Annotated in this window: 23 protein-coding genes and 1 pseudogene; 15 read left to right on the top strand and 9 right to left on the bottom strand. The window is 70.7% G+C overall.

The window, feature by feature from the left end:
• Nucleotides 1-154 precede the first annotated feature (154 nt).
• The 6 genes from ACZ601_RS05505 (at nucleotide 155) to ACZ601_RS05480 (ending at nucleotide 6890) form a co-directional block, all read left to right on the top strand.
• Complete coding sequence (locus tag ACZ601_RS05505) at nucleotides 155-1429, top strand: ROK family protein (protein WP_469533255.1); 1275 nt, start codon at nucleotides 155-157, stop codon at nucleotides 1427-1429.
• A 471-nt stretch (nucleotides 1430-1900) separates the two neighbouring features.
• Nucleotides 1901-2467, top strand: coding sequence for a flavin reductase family protein (locus ACZ601_RS05500; RefSeq protein WP_469533251.1), 567 nt, complete (start codon nucleotides 1901-1903; stop codon nucleotides 2465-2467).
• 13 nt (nucleotides 2468-2480) lie between these two features.
• Complete coding sequence (locus ACZ601_RS05495) at nucleotides 2481-3548, top strand: ABC transporter substrate-binding protein (RefSeq protein WP_469533249.1); 1068 nt, start codon at nucleotides 2481-2483, stop codon at nucleotides 3546-3548.
• A complete protein-coding gene (locus ACZ601_RS05490; protein ID WP_469533246.1) occupies nucleotides 3545-4501 on the top strand; it encodes an ABC transporter permease in 957 nt (318 codons plus the stop codon). Before ACZ601_RS05495 ends, ACZ601_RS05490 begins: the two co-directional genes overlap by 4 nt.
• Nucleotides 4477-5238: an ABC transporter ATP-binding protein gene (locus ACZ601_RS05485; RefSeq protein ID WP_469533243.1), complete on the top strand. Its 762-nt coding sequence runs from the start codon at nucleotides 4477-4479 to the stop codon at nucleotides 5236-5238. The genes ACZ601_RS05490 and ACZ601_RS05485 overlap by 25 nt, the downstream gene beginning before the upstream one ends.
• A 266-nt stretch (nucleotides 5239-5504) precedes the next feature.
• Nucleotides 5505-6890: an LLM class flavin-dependent oxidoreductase gene (locus ACZ601_RS05480; RefSeq protein ID WP_469533241.1), complete on the top strand. Its 1386-nt coding sequence runs from the start codon at nucleotides 5505-5507 to the stop codon at nucleotides 6888-6890.
• A gap of 42 nt (nucleotides 6891-6932) precedes the next feature.
• On the opposite strand, the gene ACZ601_RS05475 is transcribed toward ACZ601_RS05480, so the two are convergent.
• Entirely contained in the window at nucleotides 6933-7298 is a 366-nt protein-coding gene (locus ACZ601_RS05475; RefSeq protein WP_469533239.1) for a nuclear transport factor 2 family protein, read from the bottom strand.
• 139 nt (nucleotides 7299-7437) lie between these two features.
• A complete protein-coding gene (locus ACZ601_RS05470; protein WP_469533881.1) occupies nucleotides 7438-7890 on the bottom strand; it encodes a DUF5709 domain-containing protein in 453 nt (150 codons plus the stop codon).
• Between the two features lie 272 nt (nucleotides 7891-8162).
• On the opposite strand from ACZ601_RS05470, the gene ACZ601_RS05465 reads away from it, so the two are divergent.
• Together ACZ601_RS05465 and ACZ601_RS05460 are read left to right on the top strand one after the other, a co-directional pair.
• Nucleotides 8163-8393 carry a DUF6296 family protein gene (locus tag ACZ601_RS05465; protein ID WP_440575494.1) on the top strand — a complete coding sequence of 77 codons (231 nt, stop codon included), beginning with the start codon at nucleotides 8163-8165 and terminating at the stop codon, nucleotides 8391-8393.
• Nucleotides 8394-8613: 220 nt separating this feature from the next.
• The gene (locus ACZ601_RS05460; protein WP_371775396.1) at nucleotides 8614-9198 is read left to right on the top strand and encodes a TerD family protein; all 585 of its coding nucleotides are present in this window, start codon (nucleotides 8614-8616) and stop codon (nucleotides 9196-9198) included.
• A gap of 141 nt (nucleotides 9199-9339) precedes the next feature.
• On the opposite strand, the gene ACZ601_RS05455 is transcribed toward ACZ601_RS05460, so the two are convergent.
• Entirely contained in the window at nucleotides 9340-10221 is an 882-nt protein-coding gene (locus ACZ601_RS05455) for a DMT family transporter (RefSeq protein WP_469533233.1), read from the bottom strand.
• Between the two features lie 132 nt (nucleotides 10222-10353).
• Here ACZ601_RS05455 and ACZ601_RS05450 point away from each other — a divergent pair, with 132 nt between their 5' ends.
• Nucleotides 10354-11508 carry a winged helix DNA-binding domain-containing protein gene (locus ACZ601_RS05450; protein WP_469533878.1) on the top strand — a complete coding sequence of 385 codons (1155 nt, stop codon included), beginning with the start codon at nucleotides 10354-10356 and terminating at the stop codon, nucleotides 11506-11508.
• 100 nt (nucleotides 11509-11608) lie between these two features.
• On the opposite strand, the gene ACZ601_RS05445 is transcribed toward ACZ601_RS05450, so the two are convergent.
• The gene (locus ACZ601_RS05445; protein ID WP_469533231.1) at nucleotides 11609-12451 is read right to left on the bottom strand and encodes a helix-turn-helix transcriptional regulator; all 843 of its coding nucleotides are present in this window, start codon (nucleotides 12449-12451) and stop codon (nucleotides 11609-11611) included.
• A 139-nt stretch (nucleotides 12452-12590) separates the two neighbouring features.
• Between ACZ601_RS05445 and ACZ601_RS05440 the strand changes: the two genes are divergently transcribed.
• Together ACZ601_RS05440 and ACZ601_RS05435 are read left to right on the top strand one after the other, a co-directional pair.
• A complete protein-coding gene (locus tag ACZ601_RS05440; protein WP_469533229.1) occupies nucleotides 12591-14267 on the top strand; it encodes an AMP-binding protein in 1677 nt (558 codons plus the stop codon).
• Nucleotides 14264-15874: an AMP-binding protein gene (locus ACZ601_RS05435; protein ID WP_469533226.1), complete on the top strand. Its 1611-nt coding sequence runs from the start codon at nucleotides 14264-14266 to the stop codon at nucleotides 15872-15874. Before ACZ601_RS05440 ends, ACZ601_RS05435 begins: the two co-directional genes overlap by 4 nt.
• Nucleotides 15875-15887: 13 nt before the next feature.
• Here the strand turns inward: ACZ601_RS05435 and ACZ601_RS05430 are convergent, their stop codons facing one another.
• The 3 genes from ACZ601_RS05430 to ACZ601_RS05420 form a co-directional block, all read right to left on the bottom strand.
• Nucleotides 15888-16130 carry a hypothetical protein gene (locus ACZ601_RS05430; RefSeq protein ID WP_440575499.1) on the bottom strand — a complete coding sequence of 81 codons (243 nt, stop codon included), beginning with the start codon at nucleotides 16128-16130 and terminating at the stop codon, nucleotides 15888-15890.
• Between the two features lie 76 nt (nucleotides 16131-16206).
• Nucleotides 16207-16743, bottom strand: coding sequence for a GNAT family N-acetyltransferase (locus tag ACZ601_RS05425; RefSeq protein WP_469533223.1), 537 nt, complete (start codon nucleotides 16741-16743; stop codon nucleotides 16207-16209).
• Between the two features lie 35 nt (nucleotides 16744-16778).
• The gene (locus ACZ601_RS05420) at nucleotides 16779-17513 is read right to left on the bottom strand and encodes a hypothetical protein (RefSeq protein ID WP_469533875.1); all 735 of its coding nucleotides are present in this window, start codon (nucleotides 17511-17513) and stop codon (nucleotides 16779-16781) included.
• 281 nt (nucleotides 17514-17794) lie between these two features.
• On the opposite strand from ACZ601_RS05420, the gene gcl reads away from it, so the two are divergent.
• Nucleotides 17795-19579 (top strand): glyoxylate carboligase, encoded by a 1785-nt coding sequence (gene gcl, locus ACZ601_RS05415; protein WP_469533221.1) that lies wholly within the window; start codon nucleotides 17795-17797, stop codon nucleotides 19577-19579.
• A 770-nt stretch (nucleotides 19580-20349) separates the two neighbouring features.
• On the opposite strand, the gene ACZ601_RS05410 is transcribed toward gcl, so the two are convergent.
• Nucleotides 20350-21828, bottom strand: coding sequence for an amidase (locus tag ACZ601_RS05410; protein ID WP_469533218.1), 1479 nt, complete (start codon nucleotides 21826-21828; stop codon nucleotides 20350-20352).
• Nucleotides 21829-21946: 118 nt separating this feature from the next.
• Between ACZ601_RS05410 and ACZ601_RS05405 the strand changes: the two genes are divergently transcribed.
• The 3 genes and pseudogenes from ACZ601_RS05405 to ACZ601_RS05395 all read left to right on the top strand — a co-directional run bounded on the left by ACZ601_RS05405 (nucleotide 21947) and on the right by ACZ601_RS05395 (nucleotide 23624).
• The gene (locus ACZ601_RS05405) at nucleotides 21947-22585 is read left to right on the top strand and encodes a TetR/AcrR family transcriptional regulator (RefSeq protein WP_469533215.1); all 639 of its coding nucleotides are present in this window, start codon (nucleotides 21947-21949) and stop codon (nucleotides 22583-22585) included.
• Nucleotides 22586-22609: 24 nt separating this feature from the next.
• Nucleotides 22610-22790 (top strand): annotated as a pseudogene (locus ACZ601_RS05400) (IS5 family transposase); the annotation flags it as partial.
• A 111-nt stretch (nucleotides 22791-22901) separates the two neighbouring features.
• The gene (locus tag ACZ601_RS05395) at nucleotides 22902-23624 is read left to right on the top strand and encodes a hypothetical protein (protein WP_469533213.1); all 723 of its coding nucleotides are present in this window, start codon (nucleotides 22902-22904) and stop codon (nucleotides 23622-23624) included.
• A 27-nt stretch (nucleotides 23625-23651) separates the two neighbouring features.
• Here ACZ601_RS05395 and ACZ601_RS05390 read toward each other — a convergent pair whose 3' ends face one another.
• Entirely contained in the window at nucleotides 23652-24533 is an 882-nt protein-coding gene (locus tag ACZ601_RS05390) for an IS5 family transposase (protein WP_469533210.1), read from the bottom strand.
• Nucleotides 24534-24675 lie beyond the last annotated feature (142 nt).

The following is a 24675-nucleotide window of genomic DNA, read 5'->3' as shown; positions in this document are numbered from 1 at the left end:
CAGGGGCCCTCCAGCCGCCCCGCCCGGCCCCGCAGGGTGTCTCTCCACCGCAGCGCAGCGCCTCCCGCCCTTTCCCCGGGCCGGTGGCGGACTGCCGGAGCTCCGTACCGGAGCACACACCGCGCCACCCGCTGACATCGAGGACCTGGACACTGTGAAGAGTCTGTCCGCACCCGGCCGTCGCCCCCGTCCGCCGCGCCGCTCCGACATACCCGCCGCACCGCCCGCCCGCAGGCTCGCGGGCACCGGCGCGGTGTTCGGGGCGATCCTCGACCACGGGCCGGTGGCCCGCTCCACCGTCGCCCGGCTCACCGGCCTCTCGCCCGCCTCTGTCACCGGCCATGTCGCCCAGCTGCTGGCCCGCGGGCTGGTCCGGGAGAGCGCGGAGACCACGGGTCCCCGGGGGCTCGGCCGCCCGCACATCCCCGTCGAGATCGACACCGGCCGCTACCTGGTGGCCGGGGCGCACATCGCCGTCGCCCACTCCACCGTCTCCCTGATGGACCTGCGCGGCCGGATCGTGGCCGAGGACCGGCAGCCGCACCGCACCACGGACCCGCGCCGGACGCTCGGTGAACTCGCGGCCCGGCTGACCCGGCTGGCGGCCGCGCACGCGGGCGGCCGCACCGTGCTCGCCCTGGGCCTCGCCACCGGGCACCGGGTCGATCCCGTCGCCGGGGTGATCGTGGAGCATCCGCAGCTCGGCTGGCGCGACGTCCCGGCACGCGACATCCTCGCCGCCGCGACCGGGCTCCCGGTCCACGTGGACAGCCACTCCCGCGCACTGGCGCGGGCGGAGCAGCTGTTCGGCGAGGAGTCGACCCGGACGAGCACGGTCCTGCTCTTCGTCGGCGCGGTCGTGGACGCCGCCTTCGCGACGGAGGGCGCCTTGCACCGGGGCCCGCGCTCGGGGGCGGGCAGCGTGGCGCATCTGCCGCTCGGCACCGCGGAGTCGGGCGGCGACGCCGACGGGGCGGGCGGTGCGGGGCGCTGTTCGTGCGGGCGGACCGACTGCCTCCAGTCGGAGGTGTCGGAGCGCGCCATGGTGCGGCGCGCGGCCGGTCAGGGGCTGGCCGTGGACTCGTTCCTGGAACTGCTGGACCTGGCGCTTGCCGGTGAGCCGCGGGCCGTGGCGCTCTTCCGCCGCCGGGCGCGCCTGGTCGGCCGGGCCGCGGCGCTCCTGCTGGACATGTTCGATCCCGAGGTGCTCGTCGTGGTCGAGCCGGGGGTGGGCCGGCTGCCCGGGTGTCTGGCCGAACTGCGGGCCGAGGTGGCGAAGCGTTCCTGGGTCTGCGAGGACCCGGAGCGGGCCGTGGTGCCGACCAGCTTCACCGGCACGGTGCTGGCCACGGCCGGCGGCGCGGTGGCGCTCGGCGCGCTGTACACGGATCCGCTGGGCCCCTGGCCCGCGCTGCCCGCGGTCTCCTGACGGCCCGCCAATTCCGGCGGCTGTTTCCCCGGCCGACTTAATTCAGGCAGTTGCATTGTTGACCGGGCACGAATGCGGAAGGGATGATGGATTCATGACCAGCCGGCAGCGGAATTCAGGGAACGCGTCCTTCGTGATGCGCGTCTTCCGCCTGCCCATGACGGCGTTCGCGGCCGTCCGGCTCCTGTGTTGTCGCCCCTGTCCGGGCCTCCGGTAAATCCTGCCGCGTCCGCCGCACCGCGCTCGCTGTAGCGCCCCTGCTGTAGTGCCTGCGCGGTATTGCCTCAGCCGTACTACCTGAGCCGTACTGCCTGAGCCGCATTCCCTGAGCCGTATTCCCGCTGCTGGGATCTCGGTTCGAAATCCTCGTCACGTCCGCCGTGCCGGCGTCGCATTCCCGCTGTCCGCGTACTCACGTATGCCCGTGAGCTTTCCTCGCCCCCTTGCCGACCCACCAACTCGGGAGAAACGTTGACCGTCACCGTGTCCTCATATTCCGCGCCGGCCGCAACGGCCGAAGCGGCCGCACCGACCACCCCCGGAATCGACCCGCGCCGATTCCGGCAGGCATTCCGCCGCTACCCCGCCGGAGTCGTCGTCATCACCGCGGACGCGGGCCACGGCCCCATAGGTTTCACCGCGACCTCGCTCAGCTCGCTCTCGCTGGACCCGCCGCTGGTGTCGTTCGGCATCGGCACCACCACCTCCTCCTGGCCGCACATCGAGCGGGCCCGCACGGCGGTCGTGAACTTCCTCGGCGCCGAACAGCAGGGACTGGCCACCACGTTCACCACCAGCGGCATCGACCGCTTCGCCGCCCCCACCCGCTGGCAGCGGCTGCCGGAGGGGGAGCCGGTGCTCGACGATGTGGCCGGGTGGCTGCGGCTGGAGATCGAACAGCTCGTCCCGGCCGGTGACCACCGCGTCGTCATCGCCCGGGTGGTGGACGCCCGGCTCGACGAGGGGCGCGGCCCGCTCCTCTTCCACGACGGCGCCTACCTCACCCTCCGGGCGCCCGCGCCCCCCACTGGCCACTGATCAGGGATTCACCGTGCCACTCGACGACACATACCGGACCGTCGGCCGCAGAACCTTTCTCGCACTCACCGGTGCGACGGCCATCGGCGCTCTCGCCGCCTGCTCCCCGCAGGCCGAAACGGTGGCGAGCGCCGAGCCCACCGGAAGACTCCCCTCGGGAGCGCCGCCACCCGGCACGAAACTCTCCATAGCCGTCCGCACGACCCAGCTCCAGCTGGGCCCGGCCGGACTGAAGGAGGAACTGCCGTTCACCGTTTCCGACTGGCCCAACCTGAACGCCGGCCCCGACATCATCCAGGGATTCCGCGCCCATTCCATCGACCTCGCGGTCAATGCCGGAATTCCGCCGATCCAGGCCCAGGCCATCGGCGTCGGCGCGAAGATCGTCGCGGTGCAGGTACGCGACAGCCCGAATTACGTCTTCGCGACCGCGCCCGGCTCGGACATCAGGAGCGCGGCCGACTTCCGGGGCCGGAAGATCGGTTTCTCGCAGGGCCAGGCACAGGGCGTCGTCGTACTGCGCGCGCTGAAGCGGGCCGGCCTCGCCAACAAGGACGTCGAGCTGGTCGCCCTGCCCAGCACCCAGTTCCTCACCGCCCTCCAGTCCGGGCAGGTCGACGTGGCACCGCTGGGCGAGCCGACCCTCACCAAATACCTGACCCAGTACGGCAAGGACGGGGCGCGCGGGATCAAGACCGACGTGGTGGACCTTCTCACGGTCCTCTGGGCGCCCGACGAGGTGCTGAGGGACAAGGCCAAGGTCGCCGCCGTCCGCTCCTTCGTCCCGCTGTGGGCCCGCGGAGTGGCGTGGGCCTGGGAGAACACCGACACCTGGATCGACACGTACTACGTCAAGGACCAGGGCGTCACCCGGGAGGACGGCAAGCGCATCGTCGCCTCCCTGCGGCAGCCCCGGTTCCCGGTGAGCTGGGACAAGGCCATCGCGTGGGAGCAGGAGACCGCCGACCTGATGGCCGAGGGCGGGTTCGTGCCGGAGCAGGACGTCACCGGCCTGTTCGACCGCCGCTTCGAAGGGCTGGCGGCCAGAGCCGTACCGGCCCGCTACCGGGAGACGTCATGACCGAACTGCTGACGAACGCCCGCACGGCAGGCCGGGTGAACCCGGCCGCCGCGCCCGGGGAGGCCGCCGCGCCCGGGGAGACCGCCGCGCCCGGGGAGACCGCCGCGCCCGGGGAAACCGCGAAGCCGGTGGTCGCCGGACCGTCCGCGCCCCGGACCACGGCCCCCCGCGCCACCCGCAGGCGGCTGGGGCCCGGCCGGGCCGTTCCCTTCGGGCGGCTCATCGGACCGGTGCTGGTCGTTGCACTGTGGTGGTCCGCCTCCGCCATCGGCTACCTCGACCCCCGGATCCTGTCCGGGCCCGGCACGGTGCTCTCCACCGCGTCGGATCTCATCTCCAGCGGCCGGCTCCAGGACAACGTCCTCATCTCGCTGCAACGCGCCGGGCTCGGGCTGCTCTTCGGGGTGGCCGCGGGGGTCGTGCTCGCCGTCGCGGCCGGACTGAGCCGCACCGGCGAATACCTGCTGGACGGTCCGCTCCAGATCAAGCGCGCCATCCCGTCGCTCGCCATGCTCCCGCTGCTGATCCTCTGGCTCGGCATCGGTGAACAGATGAAGGTCACCGTGATCGCTCTCGGCGTCGCGGTGAGCATGTACATCAACACGTACGCCTCACTGACCGGCATCGACAGCCGGTACGTCGAGCTGGCGGAGGGGCTCGACCTGAGCCGCGCGCAGTTCGTCCGCAAGGTCGTCGTGCCCGGCTCGCTGCCCGGCTTCTTCGTCGGACTGCGCCTCGGCGTCACCGCGTCCTGGCTCGGCCTGATCGTCGTCGAGCAGATCAACGCCACCAGCGGCATCGGCTACATGATGTTCCAGGCCCAGCAGTACGCCCAGTCCGACGTGATCATCGTGGGCCTGGTGGCCTACGGGATCTTCGGCTTCGCGTCGGACGCGGCGGTACGCGCCGTCGAGAGGAGGGTCCTGTCGTGGCGACGCACCCTGGCGGGCTGACCGCCGCGCGCACCGCGGCCGGTGCGGCCGTGGAGTCTCCCGCGATACGCACCCGCGGCCTGGTCCGCAGGTTCGGTGACCGGGACGTCCTCAAGGAGCTCGATCTCACCGTCGCGGCGGGGGAGTTCACCGCGCTGCTCGGCCGCAGCGGCTCGGGCAAGTCCACCCTGCTGCGGGCCGTCGCCCGGCTCGACCACACCGTTGAGGGCTCCGGTGAACTCACCGTCCCCGACCGGGTCTCGCTCTCCTTCCAGGACTCCCGGCTGCTGCCCTGGCTCCGGGTGATCGACAACGTCGTCCTCGGACTGCGCGGGCCCGGCGCCCGTGAACGCGGCCTCACCGCGCTGGCGGAGGTCGGTCTGGAGGGCCGCGGCCGGTCCTGGCCGCACGAGCTCTCCGGCGGCGAGCAGCAGCGCGCCGCGCTGGCCCGCGCCCTGGTCCGCGAGCCCGAACTGCTCCTAGCGGACGAGCCGTTCGGCGCCCTGGACGCCCTCACCCGGATCAGGATGCACGGCCTGCTGCGCGAGCTGTACGAGCGCCACCGGCCCGCGGTGCTCCTGGTCACCCATGACGTGGACGAGGCCGTCGAGCTGGCCGACCGGGTACTCGTCCTGGAGGACGGCCGGATCGCCGTGGACCTCACCGTCGACCTGCCCACCCCGCGCTCCCGGCGCGACGCCCGGTTCCAGGAGTACCGCGACACCCTGCTCACCGCCCTCGGCGTCGCGCAGCCCTAGGGCCTGTCGTCAAACTGCCGTCGTTGCCCGAAGGGCGGCCGGGCGGCGTCAGGTGCTTCCCCAAGCTCTCGGCTTCGCTCGACCAGGGGAGACCCCATTTCTCGGCGTGCCGGCCCCAGTCCCCTGTACTGGACGTACTGGGGTCTGGGGCCGGTGCGGCGAGAGTGCGTGCATGGCGTCGCCCGGCAGACGGCAGTTTGACGACAGGCCCGAGGGCTCCTTGTCGCACGACAGGCCCCCGCCCCGTACCGATGTGAAGGAACCCCATGCCCCGCACGCCTGACCGCAAGCAGCTGCACCTCAACGCCTTCCTCATGTCCACCGGCCACCACGAGGCGTCCTGGCGGCTGCCGGAGAGCCCGGCCGAGGCCAACGCCGACGTCGAGCACTACAAGAACCTGGCCCGGATCGCCGAACGCGGCAGACTGGACTCGCTGTTCCTCGCCGACAGCCCCGTCCTGATGGGCGATCCCGGACGGCGGCCGTCCGCCAAACTGGAGCCCACCGTCCTGCTGACCGCGCTGGCCGGCGCCACCCGGCACATCGGCCTCATCGCCACCGCGTCGACCAGCTACAACGAGCCGTACAACCTGGCCCGCCGGTTCGCCTCGCTCGACCACGTCTCGGGCGGCCGGGCCGGCTGGAACATCGTCACGACCGCGGGCGCCGACGCGGCCCGCAACTTCGGCCTCGACGACACCCCGCTGCACCACGACCGCTACCGGCGCGCCGGTGAGTTCGTCGAGGTGTCCACCAAGCTGTGGGACAGCTGGTCCGACGACGCCGTCATCGCGGACAAGGAGCGCGGTGTCCACGCCCTGGCGGAACGGGTGCGGAGGATCGGGCACAGCGGCGAGTTCTTCCGGGTCGACGGCCCACTGAACGTACAACGCCCGCCGCAGGGCTATCCCTTGCTCGTGCAGGCCGGGTCCAGCGAGGACGGCAAGGACTTCGCCGCCCGGTACGCGGAGGCAGTGTTCACCGCCCAGCAGACGCTGGAGGAGGGCATCGCGTTCTACAAGGACGTGAAGCAGCGCGCCGAGGCGGCCGGCCGTAACCCGGACGGCATCAAGATCCTCCCCGGTATCGTGCCGGTCATCGGTGACACCGAGGCCGAGGCCCTGGCGCTGGACGCCGAGCTGGAGGAGCTCATCGTCCCGGACTACGCCAGGCGACAGCTCGCCCAGCGGCTGAGGATCGCCCCCGACGAACTGGACCTGGACGCGGAACTCCCCGAGGACATCCCCACCGAGGACGAGATCGAGGGTGCCAAGAGCCGCTACACGCTCATCGTGGAGCTGGCCAGGCGCGAGCACTTGACCGTACGTCAGCTGATCGGCCGGCTCGGCGGCGGACGCGGCCACCGCACCTTCGCCGGCACGGCCGAACAGGTCGCGGACACCATCGAGCACTGGTACGACAGCGGGGCCGCCGACGGCTTCAACATCATGCCCGCCGTCCTCCCCTCCGGCCTGGAGGTCTTCGTCGACCGGGTGGTGCCGATCCTCCAGGAGCGGGGCCTGTTCCGTACCGAGTACACCGCGAGCACCCTGCGCGGACACTACGGGCTGCCCCGGCCCGCCAACCGGCTCTTCGAGACCGTCGACAGCGCCGAGGGCCACTTCGGCATCGCGCTGGCGCAGACCCGGTGACGGACCGGCCGGGCCGGAGCGGCAGCCGACCCGCGACCGGAGTCAGACGGCCGGTACCCGGTCCAGGAATCCGCTCACCGCGCGGATCCGCCCGTCGGCCGCGAGAACGGCCACGTCCGAACCGGCGACCGGGGCGGAGCCGTCCGCCGCGACCAGCTCCCAGCTGAAACGTACGAGGGAGTGGTGGCCGTCCGCGGCCCCGGTCTGCCGGAAGGCGAAGCCCGGGAACTGCTGCTGGGCGCCGCTGATCGCGGCCGCCAGCTCGTCGTGCCCCCGCACGTCGGCCAACGGGTCGGTGTAGCCCGCGTCCTCGGTGAACGCCGCCGTGACGGCCTTCGCCAACTCCTCGGGGGTGGCGGCGTTCCAGGCGGCGAAGTAGCGCTCGACGGCGTTGTCGTAGGCGGTCATCGTGGGTCCTCTCGTCGGTCCCGGCGGGTGGGCCGGGTGCGTTGCGCTGGTGAGGAACACGATGTCCGACTGCGGGGAACGGGTCGATTACCTCCGGGGTAAGGGGCTGGGACGGACGCGGAACGCGGCGGCTCCGCGCCTACGCCCGGCCGTCCGGGACGACGTGCATGGCGGCTTCCTCCGCGGATGCCGCCGCGCCGTCGATCCCGACGTCCTCGCCCGCCATGGTGTCCGGGTCGTCGCGGTCCAGCTCCCGGGTGAGGCGCCCGGCGCGGACGTCACCGACCTCGTCGTCCCAGGGCTCCCCGTCCCCGTCCGGCTTGTCGCCCACCCCGTCACCGGGTCCGTCGGCGACCTCGGGCAGCTCCCGGGCGAGCCGGCCCTCCAGCGCTTCGCCGCTGCGCTGCTCGGAGGCGGTGGTGCCCCGGTCCTCCACGGCCCACGGCTTCTCGGGCGGGGAGTACCCCTCGTCGAGCACGTCAGTGAGGTCGCGGTCGTCCAGGGTGTCTTCCACGTCGAGCAGATCGGCGGGGTCGGAGGCCTCCGGCTGCTGGGGCTGGTAGACCTCGTCGCCCAGGTCGGCATCCTTCATGATGAGTCCCTTCCCGATGTCGGGGATCCCGGTCATGCCCACCGTACGACGCGGGAGAAGGGGGAACCGCGGCCCGCTCGCCTTCGAATGTCCCGTACCTCCTCAGGATAGGGGGACCGGCGCCTGACCCGCAGCGCGCGGCCTCGGGCGGGCGGCGACGGCGTGGGTGAGAGACGATGGAAGGTGTGGGCCACAGCGCCCCGAAGGGCGGGAACGGCACCGAGAGCCGCGTGGAGAGGCCGTCCGCAGACGCAGCCGACGGAGAGGCCGACATGGATTACCCCGAGAGCTACCAACTGGTGTTTCAGTCGTCCGCGGTGGAGGACGACGCGGTGATCGTCCGGCGCACCGCGCAGTCCGGGGCCGGTGGATACCCGGTCTACGAGGACGAGACCGGGATCGTCCGGGCGGAGATCAGCGAGCGAGGCGAGGTGCGCATGCTCGCCAGCGGCGGGCACCAGGTCCTCGGGACGCCGCTGGTGGTGCGCGAAACCGCCCCGTAGGGCAGGCGAAGGGGGGCAGGCCGGCCGTCGTGGCGGCCGGAAAAGGAACAGAGTTCGCGGACCCCTATCACGTGCTCATGTCCGGTGACATCCTGCCGACGCAGGACAATCCGTCTTCAGGCGTCAAACACTTGGTCGAAATTTTGCCCCTGGTGGGCTGCGCGGGGGAGACACCAGGCACACTCGACCTGTAGGAATCTCGCCACGAAGAGGATCACGCATGATCACGTTGAACAAGGAAGACGGCCCGGCGGATCTGGACGGGGTGACCCACCTGTCCATCGGGGTGTCCTGGGACCCCACTGTCGGCAGCAGTGGCGGGCTGATGGGGAAGCTTCGCCAGAAGAAGGGCACCGACCTCGACCTCATCGCCATCGCGATGCAGGGCGCGGACCCGGTCCGGCTGGCCGGTCTGGACTCCCTGGACCCGCTGGGCAACGGCTCGCTGGTGCACAGTGGTGACAACCAGACCGGAAAGGGCGACGGCGACGACGAGACGGTGACCGTCGACTTCGCCCGGGTGCCGACGAACATCACGTCCATCGTCTTCATCGCCGCCGCGTACAAGAAGGGCAGCTCCTTCCAGAACGCGCGCAACATCAGCTTCAAGGTGTACGACGCGACGGGCGGCAGCAGCCAGCAGGTCGCGGACATCTGGCCGAGCCTGCTCAGCAACGACAACGGCTGCGCCGTGGCCAAGGCGATGCGCGTCGGTGGGAGCTGGAAGCTTGAGGTGATCAACGAGACGGGGAAGATCAAGCAGGGCACCGAGCAGGCCCTGATGCGTTTCGCCGTGAGCAAGTAGCCGGCTGGCCGTGCGTTTCGCCGTAAGCAAGTAACCGGCCTGGCCGTGCTTTTCGCCGTGAGCGAGTAAAGCGAGTAAGCGGCCGGCCGCCGGGGCGTGTTCCTGGAGGACGGCGTCCCTGTCCCGCATGTGCGGTGGTGTTCAGTCCACCCGGCGCGCGCGGGGCGGGGGCGTCGGGTTTCCGGCCGCCAGCGGTGACCGGGCCAGTTCGACGCAGCCCGCGGTGATCAGGACCAGGGCCAGCAGCTCCGGGAGCAGCCACCAGCCGGCGCGCAGCTCCTCACCGAACAGGGTCACCCCGTACAGGACGCTGATCAGGGCGTCGCCCAGCGTCAGGCACGGCTGCACCGCGACCAGCGTGCCCGCCTGGAGCGCGTTCTGGAGCAGGAACAGGGCGCCGACGCCCGCCGCGGCCGTGGCGTAGAGCTGCCAGGACTCGAAGAGCACCACCACCCCGTCGCCGTCACTGAGCCGCGCCATGGCGTCCTTCATCAGGGCGGCGGTGAGCGCGTACCCGCAGGCGGCGGCCAGGCCGAGCAGCGCGGCCCGGGAGTTGCCCCGGGTGGCCCGCGCCCCGGCGATCAGCGCCGCCTCGAAGAGGCCGGTGAGGATCAGCGCCGGAACCCACGCCGCTCCGTGCACCGTCTCGCTCCCGCCCCCCGGAGCGGCCGACGCCATGCCGAGCGCGAGCCCCGCCGTGACGGCGGCCGCCCCCAGCCAGACGGTCCGGGGCACCCGCACCCGCATCACGAAACCCGCGAGCAGCAGGGTCGCCGGCAGCTCGATCACGAAGATCGGCTGGACCACCGCGATCGGCCCGGTCGCCAGCGCGACGGCCTGGCAGACGGCCGCGACGATCACCAGCGCGATCCCCGCGAGCCACACCTTCTGGCGCAACAGATGACCGATCAGCGACAACCGCATCGACTCCCGGTCGGGGACATCGAGGGCGGCGCGGCGCTGGAGGACGGAGGCGGACCCGTTGCTGAGCGCGGTCAGGATGGCGAAGAGGACACTGATCACCGGTCCATGATGCGGGCGGACGGCGTCGGTGCCCGGGACCCGCGCCCGGCGGCCCGGCGGACGCGTGAAGGGCCACGCCAGGGCGCGGCCATCAGGACGGAGCCCGTCCTGATGGCCGCGTACCGTGCCGCCATGGCCGAGAAGAAGAAGACCTCCGCCCCGGCCCCCGCGGTGCTCTCGCCGCGGGCGCTGGGGCGCGCGACGCTGGAACGCCAACTGCTCCTCAGCCGCGCCGATATGACGGCCGAGGAGGCGATCCGGCACCTCGTCGGCCTCCAGGCGCAGAACCCCGGGCCGCCCTACTTCCAGCTGCTGGCCCGGCTGAAGGGCTTCGACCCGGCCGAACTCGCCGCGCTGATGGAGTCGCGCGAAGCCGTCCGCATCGTCACCCTGCGCTCCACCATCCACACCCACACCGCGGATGACGCCCTCACCCTGCGCCCTCTGGTCCAGGAGGCCCGTGACCGGGAGCTGAGGATCTTCCGGAAGCGGCTCGTGGGCGTGGACCTGGACCGGCTCCGGGACATCAGCCGGGAGTTCGTCGAGGGGGCGCCCCGCACTCCGAAGGAGATCCGCGAGCGACTGCTCACCGAATGGCCGGACGCGGATCCGCAGGCCCTGAGTACGGCGGCCCGCTGCGTGCTGCCGCTGGTCCAGGTGACCCCGCGCGGGGTGTGGGGCCGGAGCGGCCGGGTGGCGCTGACCACCGTCGAGCACTGGCTCGCCCGCCCTTCGGAACCGGTCCCCGCGCCCGACTCCACCGTGCTCCGCTACCTCGGCGCGTTCGGCCCGGCGTCGGTGCGGGACATGCAGTCCTGGGCCGGGCTGACCCGGCTGGCGGAGGTCTTTGACCGGCTCCGTCCGCGACTGCTCACCTTCCGGGACGAGAACGGCGTCGAGTTGTTCGACCTGCCCGACGCCCCGCGCCCCGCAGCGGACACCCCCGCCCCGCCGCGCTTCCTGCCCGAGTTCGACAACGTGCTGCTCGGCCACGCGGACCGTACCCGGATCGTCCCGCCCCGGTTCAAGGGGCGCAACGGGGTGGGGAACCAGAGCTACGGGAGCGTGCTGTTCGACGGCTTCCTCGCCGCCCTGTGGCGGCTGGACCCCGGCCGGGACGGCGCACCGGCCGGCGTCACCGTACAGGAGCTGCGCCCGCTCGGCGCGGCGGGGCGCGACGCCGTTACGGAGGAGGCGGTCGCGCTGCTCTCCGTGATGACGGAGGCGACCACGGACGGCAGCGGCTACGACATCAGGTTCGCCTCGTTCATCGACTTCGGCGAGTGAGGTGCGTCAGGCGCGTCAGGCGCGTGAGTTGAGTGAGTTGCGTCAGGTGCGTGAGGTGGGTGAGTTGCGTCAGGTGTGCGGGCGCGCAGGCGTGCTCGGGTTACGGCAGCAGCCCCGCGCGCCGGGCCGCGACGACCGCCTCCAGCCGGGTGTGCGCACCGAGCTTGCGCATCGCGGAGCGCAGATACCCCTTCACCGTCTCCGGGCGCAGCCCGAGCCGGCCCGCCGCCACCGCGTTCGTCGCCCCCGCCGCGACGCAGGCCAGGACGTCGAGCTCACGTGGCGCGAGCTGCACCTCCGGGGCCGCCGGCACCCGCGCACCGGCCGCGGAGGCGAGCCGCCCGCACACCGCGAGCAGCTCGTCGCGCAGCGCGGGGTCGAGCACCTTCGGGACCAGGGCGCGCAGTTCCCGGTGTGCCGACCTGACGTCCTCCCAGGCCTCCGGGGCGGCCCGCGGATCGGTCACCTGCTCGCGGGTCACCGCGAGCAGCTGCTGCACCTCGTCCCGGACGGCCAGCGCCTGCTCCACGTCGCGGGCCGCCGCCACCGCCGCGTCGAACGTGCGGTCCCCGAGGGTGAGGGGCTCGCGCAGCGCCCCGTACAGCACGCCGCGCACCTTGCGCCGTACGACGACGGGTACCGCGACGACCGAGCGCAGGCCCTCCGCCGCCACGGCCATGTCGTACTCGTGGCTGATGTGGCGCGAGGAGTGGTAGTCGGTCACCGCGCACGGCCGGGACAGGGCGATCGCCTTGCCGCCCAGGCCGCTGCCGGCCGAGATCACCAGCCCGCGCAGCGCCGCGGTGTGCGCCCCGTTCAGCTCGGCGATCCTGGCATGGCGGGTGTCGGAGAGCAGTCCGCCGAACGCCACGGGGAGCCCGCTCGTCCGGCGCAGCCGCAACAGCGCGGCCTGCATCTCCACCGCATCGACGGATTCCGGCACGTCGCCGCCTCTCTGCCCGGCTCCGGGGGACGCGGCATCGCCCTCCCGCACCCCCGTACCCCCGTTCGGGGGTGGTGAGACCTGGGTCACTGTTTACATGATGTTAAGTGACCGGTCCGGTCCGCAATGAGGAGGGCACATGTCGGCCACCAGTGCGACGGAGACGTTCCGGGCCGCCCGGGACTTCCTGCTGCGACACCGCGAGGACTACACCGCGGCCTACGAGGGCTTCCGCTGGCCCCGCAGCGACCACTTCAACTGGGCGCTGGACTGGTTCGACGTCATCGCCCGGGACAACGACCGCACCGCCCTGCACATCGTGGAGGAGGACGGCGGCCGCACCGAGATGTCCTTCGCCAGGATGTCCGCCCGCTCCAACCAGGCCGCGAACTGGCTGCGCGCCCAGGGCGTCCGGGAGGGCGACCGCATCCTGGTCATGCTCGGCAACCAGGTGGAGCTGTGGGAGACCGCGCTCGCCGCGATGAAGCTGCGCGCCGTCGTCATCCCCGCGACCCCGCTGCTGGGCCCGGCCGACCTGCGCGACCGGGTCGAGCGCGGCCGGGTCCGCCACGTGCTGGTCCGGGACGCCGACACCGCCAAGTTCGACGAGGTGCCCGGCCGCTACAGCCGGATCGTCGTGGGCGCGGACACCGAGGGCTGGGTCTCCTACACCGGGGCCGACGAAGCGCCGGAGACCTTCACGGCGGACCGGGAGACCGACGCCGACGAACCGCTGATGCTCTACTTCACCTCGGGCACGACCGCCAGCCCCAAGCTCGTCGAGCACACCCACGTGTCCTACCCCGTGGGCCATCTCTCGACGATGTACTGGATCGGGCTGCAGCCCGGCGACGTCCACCTCAACATCTCCTCGCCGGGCTGGGCCAAGCACGCCTGGTCCAACCTCTTCGCGCCGTGGACCGCGGAGGCGACCGTCTTCATCTTCAACTACACCCGCTTCGACGCGGCCCGGCTGATGGCGGAGATGGACCGCTCGCGGATCACCAGCTTCTGCGCGCCGCCGACCGTCTGGCGGATGCTCATCCAGGCCGACCTCTCCCAGCTGAAGACCCCGCCCCGCGAGGTCGTCGCGGCCGGCGAACCGCTCAACCCGGAGGTCATCGAGTCGGTCCGGCGCGCGTGGGGCGTCACCATCCGGGACGGATTCGGTCAGACGGAGACGGCCGTCCAGGTCGCCAACACCCCCGGCCAGAAGCTGAAGGCCGGCTCGATGGGGCGCCCGAGCCCCGGCTTCGAGGTGGTGCTGCTGGACCCGGTCAGCGGGGAGCCCGGCGCCGTCGAGGGCGAGATCTCCCTCGATCTCTCGGCCCACCCGGTCGGCCTGATGACCGGCTACCACGGCGACCCGGACCGCACCGCGGAGGCCATGGCGGGCGGCTACTACCGCACCGGGGACATCGGCTCGCGCGACGAGGACGGCTACATCACCTACGTCGGCCGCGCGGACGACGTCTTCAAGGCCTCCGACTACAAGATCTCGCCGTTCGAGCTGGAGAGCGCCCTGCTGGAGCACGAGGCCGTCGCGGAGGCGGCGGTCGTACCGGCCCCCGACCCGCTCCGGCTCGCCGTCCCGAAGGCGTACGTCGTGCTGGCCGAGGGCTGGGAGCCCGGACCCGACACGGCCAAGGTGCTCTTCGCCCACTCGCGCGCGGTCCTCGCCCCGTACAAGCGGATCCGCCGGCTGGAGTTCGCCGAGCTGCCCAAGACCGTCTCCGGCAAGATCCGCCGGATCGAACTGCGTGAGGCCACGGCCCGGGGCACGGGCGCCGAGTACGTCGAGGGGGACCTGACATGACCGAGCCGTCCTACGCCCACGGCACCGGCGAGACCGCCCTGCTGGGCGACACCATCGGACGCGGCCTCGACCGGACGATCAAGGCGTACGGCGAGCGGGAGGCGCTGGTCGACGTGGCCTCCGGGCGGCGCTGGACGTACGCCGAATTCGGCCGGGACGTCGAGGAGCTGGCCCGCGCGCTGATGGCGTCGGGGGTGGCCAAGGGCGACCGGGTCGGCATCTGGGCGCTCAACTGCCCCGAGTGGGTGCTCGTCCAGTACGCCACCGCCCGCATCGGCGCCATCATGGTCAACATCAACCCCGCGTACCGGGCGCACGAGCTGGAGTACGTGCTGAAACAGTCCGGCATCTCGCTCCTGGCCGCCACGCTCTCGCACCGCACCAGCGACTACCGGGCGCTGGTCGAGGAGGTCCGGGCGAACTGCCCCGCGCTGCGCGCCGTGCACTACATCGGCGACCCCAGCTGGGACGAGCTGACGGCGGCCGCCGGATCAGTCACGCCGGATGAACTCGCCGTACGCGAGGCCGAGTTGTCCTGCGACGACCCGATCAACATCCAGTACACCTCCGGCACCACGGGCTTCCCCAAGGGGGCCACCCTCTCCCATCACAATATCCTCAACAACGGCTACTTCGTAGGGGAGTTGGTCGCCTACACCGAACAGGACCGGGTCTGTCTGCCGGTGCCCTTCTACCACTGCTTCGGCATGGTCATGGGCAACCTCGGCGCCACCTCGCACGGCGCCTGCATCGTGATCCCGGCCCCCGCCTTCGAGCCCGCCGCCGTGCTCGCCGCGGTCCAGCAGGAGCGCTGCACCTCGCTCTACGGCGTCCCCACGATGTTCATCGCGGAGCTCAACCTCCCCGGCTTCGCCTCCTACGACCTCTCCTCGCTGCGCACCGGCATCATGGCCGGATCTCCCTGCCCGGTCGAGGTGATGAAGCGGGTCGTCGCGGAGATGCACATGGACGAGGTGTCCATCTGCTACGGGATGACGGAGACCTCACCGGTCTCCCTGCAGACCCGCCGCGACGACGACCTGGAGCGCCGCACCGGCACCGTCGGCCGCGTGATGCCGCACATCGAGGTCAAGGTCATCGACCCGGCGACCGGCGTGACGCTGGAGCGCGGTGTCTCGGGTGAACTCTGCACCCGGGGCTACAGCGTGATGCTCGGCTACTGGGAGCAGCCGGAGCGGACCGCCGAAGTGATCGACGCGGGGCGCTGGATGCACACCGGGGACCTCGCGGTGATGCGCGAGGACGGCTACGTACAGATCGTCGGCCGGATCAAGGACATGATCATCCGCGGTGGCGAGAACGTCTATCCGCGCGAGATCGAGGAATTCCTCTACGGGCACCCGAAGATCGCGGATGTGCAGGTCGTGGGGGTGCCGGACGAGCGGTACGGCGAGGAGATCCTGGCCTGCGTCATTCCCGTGGACCCGGCGGACCCGCCGGCCCTGGAGGAGGTGGCGGCGTTCTGCCGAGGACAGCTGGCGCACTACAAGGTGCCGCGACTGCTGGAGATCCTCGATGCCTTCCCGATGACGGTCAGCGGGAAGGTCCGGAAGATCGAACTGCGGGAGAACTACGCCAGGCCCTAGAAACCCGACGCCATCAGGCGGCTTCGATGATGTCGCCCGCGGCGGCGGACTGTGTGGCGGCAGCCCACTCGATCAGAAGCACCTCGTACGCGGCGGACTCCACGGAGGACCAGTCCTGCCCGGCGCGGGCGTCGACGAGCGCGCGGATCGCCTCGTTCGCCTCGACGGCGGCGGGGTGGGACGGCTGGGCGAGGTATGCGGGCTGCGGGGCGTGCGCCGGCGCATTGGGTGGAGAATGCCGTGGAGTTAAAGCCATGCGCCCCACTGTAAGGCCCGCCACCGACAACCGGCCGAACATCTGTGGCCCCTGGCTCGAACGTGACCGATAGCACTCACTGTGGCCGGTTGATTTCTGTGAGGTGCGGCACGTCGCGGCGCATGCAGACCCGCGGCCACCGGTCCAGCCCGTGCTCCGCCTCCTCCGCCCGGATCTTGCGCAGCCCGTCGGTGAGTTCGGCGTCCGTCAGTACGCGGAAGCCGAGCCGGGCGTAGTACGGCGCGTTCCACGGGACGTGGGAGAACGTGGTGAGCGTGAGCGCGGCCAGCCCCTCGGCCGCCGCCCAGTCCTCCGCGTGGCTGATAAGGGCGCCGCCCAACCCCCGCCGGGCGGCTGCCGGGTGGACCGAAACCTGCTCGATATGGCCGGCGCCGTCGACCGGATCCGCGACGAGATAGCCCAGCGGCCGGTCGTCGGCGCCGACGGTGACCCAGGCGCGGCCGGCCCGCCGGTACTCGTCCAGAACGTCCAGGGGCGGCGGCTCGTCGTCGGCCACGCCGGACATGCCGAGGGCCCTGAAGGGCTCTCCCGCGGCACGCTCGATGTCCTGGAGCAGCGGGAGGTCCGGGCGGCGGGCAGGGCGGATGCGCATACCCCAGTGTGACTCGTCCCCGCCCCGGACGGCGCTCAGGCCCCCGTGCTGACGAGTTCGTCCGCCGGGCTGTTCACCGGCTGCGGGGTTCCGGTGAGGTCCATGACGAAGAGCGGGATGGTCAGCCCGTCCGCGCGCTCCCTGGCGTCCGGCGCGTATCCGGCGAGCGAGAAGAAGACCGCGGAGACCGAGGTGTTCAGCGCGTTGAGCCACAGACACTCGACATCACGCAGCGCGGTCGTCCGGGTGGTGGAGTCGACCTGGGCGATCAGCCCCGCCGCCCGCAGGTCGATCCGGGACGAGGGGCGTTCCGCGGGCTGGACGACCTCGCGGTAGCCGAGCCACTTCAGGTACAGCGCGGCGGCGCCGACCGCGTCGCGCGCGGTACGGATCGTCAGCGGCCGGAACGCCGGTCTGGGGGCGGAGGCCGTACGCGGCAGTGGAATATGGGACGGCCGCACCGGCCGGTCCGCCCGGTGGGGGCCGCCGTCCGGCGCGCGGCCCAGGGACGCCACCGGGCGGACCGGTATCCGCAGCACCGCCCCGCACGGGCAGCACAGCTCGGGCTGCGGCCACTGGTCGTGCCGCCCGCAGGCGCGGCAGCGCACCGTGACCCAGTCGTCGTTCCAGGTGCGGTGGGTGATCGCCGTGACGGAGGCGCCGCGCAGCAGGGGCGGGGCGGTCGGGGCGCCGCACGGGCAGGGGTAGGCGGCAGTGACGTACACGTGGTCGCGGCGGCAGGCCGGGCACCGTACCGGCACAGACTCCACCATGGCCTCCCTCCCCGCACGGACCGCGGGCGGCCGGGATTCCGGGCCGACTCCGCTCCGTACCCCCATGCTCCACCAAGAGCGAGGTCCGGGGGAGGGAGTTGAGCCACTTCGAGGAAACGCTTCTGCCGGCCCGTGGGCGACCGCCTCTCTTGACGGCTGTCCGGCCGCACTTTAGATTTGCTTCCGTATAGCAGAATCAAACTTCCGTAATACGGAATTGGTGCTCTCAGGTGGCGCGACAGAGCCCGACTCCACCCAGGTCCGAGCAGGAGCACTCAATGCCTCGAATGACCGCTGCCCGAGCGGCAGTTGAGATCCTCAAGCGCGAAGGCGTCAGCAACGCGTTCGGTGTGCCGGGCGCGGCGATCAACCCCTTCTACGCGGCCCTCAAGGCCTCCGGCGGGGTTCATCACACGCTCGCCCGCCACGTCGAGGGCGCCTCCCACATGGCGGAGGGCTACACCCGGGCCCACGCGGGGAACATCGGCGTCTGCATCGGCACGTCGGGACCCGCCGGCACCGACATGATCACCGGCCTCTACTCCGCCATCGCCGACTCGATCCCGATCCTGTGCATCACCGGCCAGGCCCCGACCGCCGTCCTCCACAAGGAGGACTTCCAGGCGGTCGACATCGCCTCGATCGCGAAGCCGGTCACCAAGGCGGCCACCACCGTCCTGGAGGCCGCGCAGGTCCCCGGCGTCTTCCAGCAGGCCTTCCACCTGATGCGCACCGGCCGCCCCGGCCCGGTCCTCATCGACCTGCCGATCGACGTCCAGCTCACCGAGATCGAGTTCGACCCCGACCTCTACGAGCCGCTGCCGGTGCACAAGCCCGCCGCCTCGCGCAAGCAGATCGAGCGCGCGGTCGAGATGCTGAACGCGTCCGAGCGCCCGCTGCTCGTCGCGGGCGGCGGCATCATCAACGCCGACGCGTCCGAACTCCTGGTGGAGTTCGCGGAACTGACCGGCGTCCCGGTCGTCCCGACCCTGATGGGCTGGGGCATCCTCCCCGACGACCACGAGCTGAACGCCGGCATGGTCGGCCTCCAGACCTCGCACCGCTACGGCAACGCGAACTTCCTGGAGTCCGACTTCGTCCTCGGCATCGGCAACCGCTGGGCCAACCGCCACACCGGCAAGCTGGACGTCTACACCGAGGGCCGGAAGTTCGTCCACGTCGACATCGAGCCCACCCAGCTGGGCAAGATCTTCGCCCCCGACCTCGGCATCGCCTCCGACGCCAAGGCGGCACTGGAGCTGTTCGTCGAGGTGGCCCGCGAGCTGAAGGCGGCCGGCAAGCTCAAGGACCGCTCGCAGTGGGCCGCGTCCACCCAGGAGCGCCGTGCGAACCTCCAGCGCCGTACGCACTTCGACAACGTGCCGCTGAAGCCGCAGCGCGTGTACGAGGAGATGAACCGCGCCTTCGGCCCGGAGACCCGGTACGTCACCACGATCGGCCTCTCCCAGATCGCCGGCGCCCAGATGCTCCACGTCTACCGCCCGCGCCACTGGATCAACTGCGGCCAGGCGGGCCCCCTCGGCTGGACCATCCCCGCCGCCCTTGGCGTCGCGACCGCCGACCCCGAGGGCTCGGTCGTCGCGCTCTCCGGCGACTACGACTTCCAGTTCATGCTGGAGGAGCTCGCGGTCGGCGCGCAGCACCACATCCCGTACGTGCACGTGCTGGTCAACAACTCCTACCTCGGCCTGATCCGCCAGGCGCAGCGCAACTTCGACATCGACTTCCAGGTCAACCTGGAGTTCGAGAACCTCAACTCGCCGGAGCTGGGCGCCTACGGCGTCGACCACGTCAAGGTCGTCGAGGGCCTCGGCTGCAAGGCCATCCGCGTCACCGAACCGGACCAGCTGCTGCCGGCCTTCGAGGAGGCCAAGAAGCTGGCGGCGGAGTTCCGCGTCCCGGTGGTGGTCGAGGCGATCCTGGAGCGGATCACGAACATCGCGATGAGCGGTACGGACATCGCGTCGGTGAACGAGTTCGAGGACGTGGCCTCGGAGCCGGGGCATGCGCCTACGGCGATCCGGCCGTACGTGGAGGCCTGAGTTCGTCGGGTCTGCGGACCTGTTCCCGAAGGGCACCCTACGGAGATCCGTGGGGTGCCCTTCGGCTTGTGCCCGGCAGAAACCGAGCCTGTCGGGCACCTGGGGACGGAGCGCGGGGGCGGGGTCTGCGGGGCATGGGGGCACCTCCAGGCCGGCAAACGCAACTGTGAAGAGGAACCTGCGAACGGTCCAGCTCGATGTTTGTACTCTTCAGTAACCGTGACGGAGCAGGTAGTGAGAAATTCGCCAGGCCGCGCCAGGGTGGACCGCCTAGACCGCCGCCCTCCTCGTCGGGTGAGATGTCCCATCAGCACATCACGACAGCGAAGCCATGGAGGACACCCATGCCCGCCCCGTACGAGCACCGGTGCCACACGCGTCCCCAGCTTGAAATCCGAATTGGCGGACTCAGCCTGACGATTCAGCGAGTCCCCGGATGGTTAGTGGCAGCCCTCACCACCGCCACGGGAAGCGGTCTCGCCGCGTGGCTCACGTCGCGGTGACACGCTCGGCGGTTTGACGAGCGGGCTGCGAGCCTGTCTTCTGGCCCCCATGTCCCACAGCATGAGCGCCGACGAACCGGCCCCCACTCCGGCCAGCAGCTTCGAACTTGCCCTTGGGGAGGTTCGTTTGAAGATGGAGAACGTCTCCGAGCGAGTCCAATTGGCGGTTGTGTCCGCGGTCTCGGGTATCGTCATCGCGGCCATCGGAGCATGGGCGGTGACGCAACATTCCCGCAGTGACAGCGGGGACCAGAGTTAGAAGTCATCTCATTTGGTCTGGCCGGCCTCGCTGAAGCGGCGACCTGCGTGGTTCCCTGCCCATACCGTGGGAGTTCGGCCTGACCACGGACTTGCCTGTTCGAGTTGGCCGGCGAGGCGGAAGAGCCGGCTTTCAAGGCCGTATCCGGCGGCGAACTGCATGCCTACCGGGAGCCCCGTCCCGGCGTCGGCCGTCAAGGGTACGGACATGGCGGGCGTGCCCGCCACGTTGAACGGCATGGTGAACGGCGACAGGTCGTTGATGCGCTCGATCCAGCCGAGGCCGTCCAGTGTCTCCGCACCCTCGGTATGGGTGCCCAGAAGCACGGGAGGCTCCGGCAGGGTCGGCGTGAGGAGGACGTCGTACGCGTCGAAGTACCGTCCCAGGCTCCGGGCCACCCGGTTCCGCATCGCGAGAGCGGTGAGGAATTGCGCGCCGCCGACCCGCTGCCCGTAGTGGTAGCCGGCGAGGGTGGCCGGCTCAAGGGTCGAGGAGTCGACGGGGCGGTCGAAGGCGGCGGCCAGCCCGTCGACCAAGGTGGTGAGGTTCACCGTCATGAGCCGGGCGGTGGCCAGGACGAACTCCTCCCAGTCGGCGCCGAGATCGACCTCGGCCTCCTCCACCTGGTGGCCGAGGGACTCAAGCAACCGCACGGTGCGGGAGAGCGCGTCGGTCACCGGTGCGGCAGTACGGCGTCCGCCCCACGCCTGGGTGAGAACACCGATCCGCAACGAGCCCGGATCACGGATGACCTCCTCCGCGTACGGCCTTGACGGCTGCTGGGCGAAGTAGGGGTCGCCCGATTCCCGGCCGCGCATCTGGTCGAGCAGTACCGCACTGTCGCGTACGGTCCGGCTGACGCTGCCGTGCACGGCCAGGCCGTTGAAGACCTCATCCACGTCGGGCCCCATGGAGACCCGGCCACGGGTGGGCTTGATCCCGAAGAGGCCGTTGTAGGCGGCGGGGATCCGCAGCGATCCGGCGGCGTCGGTGCCATGGGCGACCGGGACCACCCCGGCGGCGACAGCGGCGGCCGCGCCTCCACTGGATCCGCCCGCGCTGCGCTCCAGGTCCCACGGGTTGCGGGTCGCGCCGTACAAAGCTGATTCCGTCGAGATGCCGTAGGCCATCTCCGGTGTCGCGGTGCGCCCGAACGTCACGAGGCCCGCGCGCCGGAAGCGCTGCATCAGCGAGGAGTCGGCGCCGGCGACGTTGCCGGCCGCCAGACGGCTTCCCAGCTCCATCCGCCTCCCGGCCATGGCCACCGCGATGTCCTTGATCAGAAAAGGAACGCCGGCCAGTGGTGCGCTGCCTGCGACAGGTTCATCGTCGGTTTCCCAGGTCTCCACGACGGCGTTGATCCGCGGATCGACAGTCTGTACAGCCTCCCGGGCTGCTGCCTCCAGTTCGGCGGGGAGCACCTCGCCCTTGGCCACCAGCTCCGCCAGCCCGACCGCGTCGAAGCTCACGTATTCCGAGACTTTCACTGTCACTCCCTGACAAGATCAATACCGCTTGGTGTCGAACGATACCGTACGGTATCGCATGGGTCCTGCTGGTACCGTAGGGGTGTGTGAACCTCACGATGGGAGCGACGGAGCAGTCATGGCATCGACCCTCAGCAGGCCGAGCAGAGTGGCGAAGCTGCCGCCCCGTGAGCGCATTCTCGACGCGGCCGAAGAGCTCTTCCAGAGGGAAGGGATCCGGCAGGTGGGGGTCCAGGCGATCGCCGACAAGGCCGAGACCACCAAAATGGCGATCTACCGGCACTTCGAGACCAAAGACGCACTGGTCGCGGAGTGGCTGCGGATCGTCGCCGCGGACTATCAGGCGGCCTTCGACCGCGTGGAGTCCGAATACCCCGGCCGGCCCGAGGAGCAGATTCTGGGCCTGGCCCGCTTCATCGCCGAGGGGCTGCCGGCGATCTCGTACAGGGGCTGCCCGTTCATCAACTCCCTCGCCGAACTGCCCGACCGCCTTCATCCGGCACGGCAAGTGATCGAGGAGCACAAGGCCCACCAGGCCCGCAGGCTGATCGGCATGTGCACCGAAGCCCAGATGCCCGACCCCGAACAGGCCACGGCCGAGATCACCTTCGTGCTCGAAGGGGCGCAGGTCAGCACGCAGAACGGAAGCATCGATCAGACGGGAGACCGCCTGATGAAGATCGTGGAGGGAATCGTGGACCGGCACCGCTGCCCGTTGAAAACTGCTGGAGCCAACTCTGACGACATGGCGGGCTGAGCGAAGATGGAAGGGCCTGGACAGGTGATTCCGCGACGCTGGGTCGTCGAGTGAACCTTCGGCTGGCTCATGCACCACCCGCCGCCTCGCCCGCGACTACGAAACCCACCCCCACCGCTCCGAAGCCAAGATCAAGGTGGCCATGGGCGACCTCATGAGCCGACGACTCACCCACGAAACCACCTCGAACTGGCGCTACGCCTGATCGCCTCGGCACCATCGGCGGCCCTCCACCTAGGGGCTGTCCGATGGGTCGTGCAAGGCGTTCATGGACGAGGAGTCGCTTCCTGCGGCCTAGGGGCGGTTAAATGCCCACGTGGTGAACTGGGCACAGATGTACGACTGCCACGGGGATGTCGGTCGCGTCCCCGAGCTCCTGGCGCTGGCCGAGCTCGAGGACGACGCCGAAGTGTGGGATGAGCTGGGTTATCGGCTGATCCTTGAGCACGACCTGGTGTTCCCAGCCAGTTTCGCCGCATTGCCGCGCCTGGTGCGTCTAGCGTCGCGGAGCGCGCGGGCGCGTGGGCTGGCTGGGGCGATCGTCCGATGCGCGGCAGGGGGCCATGGCTGCGACGATCTACTGGCGGGCTGCGCCGAAGCGATCGTGGAGTTCCGTGAGGTGCTGGATCGGCATCTGCGGTCCGGGCCCACCGATTACATCGCGGTCTTCCGTGACTTGATCGCGGTCGAGGGTCACTACCACTGGAGTGCGGTTCTGGGGGACTTCTCGGACGACTTTTACCAGGTCGCCTGCCCTCACTGCGCTGTGGAGGTGACGATCGCCATCGGCGGGTACGGACGCTATTCAGCGATCCGGGACTGGAACCTGGGCGATGTGGACCGATGCGACCTGAGGCCGGCCTCCCCCGAGAGGCTCTCCGGAATCGGTCGTTGGATGCACGAGACCGCCGTCCGTGATGGGAAAGCCGTGCTCGCCGACGGAATCACCCATCTCTTTGGACAGGCGGAATGTCCGCGCTGTGCCAGTGTCCTCAACATCGCAGATGAATACTCGGCGTCCAATCGCCCCCTCATGTAAGCGGTGTTGGGAGCGAGCAACTCCGTCTCAGGGGTAGAGCCACAGCCGGATCGAGGCGACCGCGACGGTGCCATGGAATACGTGGGCTCGCTTGTCGTAGCGGGTCGCGACCGCGCGGAAGGGCTTGAGCCGGTTGATCGTTCGCTCCACTTCATTGCGACGCCTGTAGATGTCTCTGTCGAACCCGGTCGGCCGGCCACCCTTGCTGCCGCGGCGTTGTCGGTTAGCCCGCTGGTCTCTGGGTTCCGGAATGGTGTGCTTGATCTGGCGTCGACGCAGGTATCGACGGATGCGGCGCGACGAGTAGGCTTTGTCGCCCCCAAGGTGGTCGGGCCGAGTGCGCGGGTGCCCGCCCTCCGGCCGAGGAACACGGATCTCCTCCAGCACGGGAATCAGCTGCGGGGCGTCACCCCACTGACCAGGCGTGGTGACGAAGGCGAGCGGGCGGCGCCCGCCCTCACCAACCAAATGAATCTTGCAGGTCAGTCTGCCCTTTGAACGCCCCAGAGCTTCGTCGGGTCGATGCCGGGAGGGCTTGCTGCGTCTGCCGGGAACTCTCGGCGGCCGGGAGCGGGCTCCGGCCGAGTGCTGATGAGCCCGGCAAGAGGTGGAGTCCACGCTGACCATGCTCCAGTCGATCTGGCCGTCGGCATCGGCGTCTGCCTGGACGGCCCGCAAGATCCCTTCCCAGGTACCGTCGGCTGACCATCTGCGGTGGCGGTCGTAGACCGTCTGCCATTTCCCGAAGCGGGGTGGCAGATCCCGCCATGGCAGGCCAGTTCGCTGCCGGAACAGGGTCCCGTTGATCACCCGGCGGTGACATCGCCAGCGCCCACCCCGGCCCACATTCCTCGGTAAATGCGGCTCCAACCGAGCCCATTCGTCGTCAGAATGATCGCCCCGCCCCATGCTGACCGCAACGATCCTTCACAAGTCGAGTCACGCGACCCATCGAACAGGCCCTAGCCCCGCAGGACGCTGGCGCGTTGTTCCAGGAGGTCAACACAGTCACGGAGATCTGGCCGCGGCAGGCCAGCGCGCTCACGCATCA

The organism is Streptomyces sp. NPDC104307 (genome assembly GCF_055584045.1).
The sequence above is the reverse complement of the archived record's forward strand: the minus strand, read 5'-3'. Positions and strand labels throughout refer to the sequence as shown.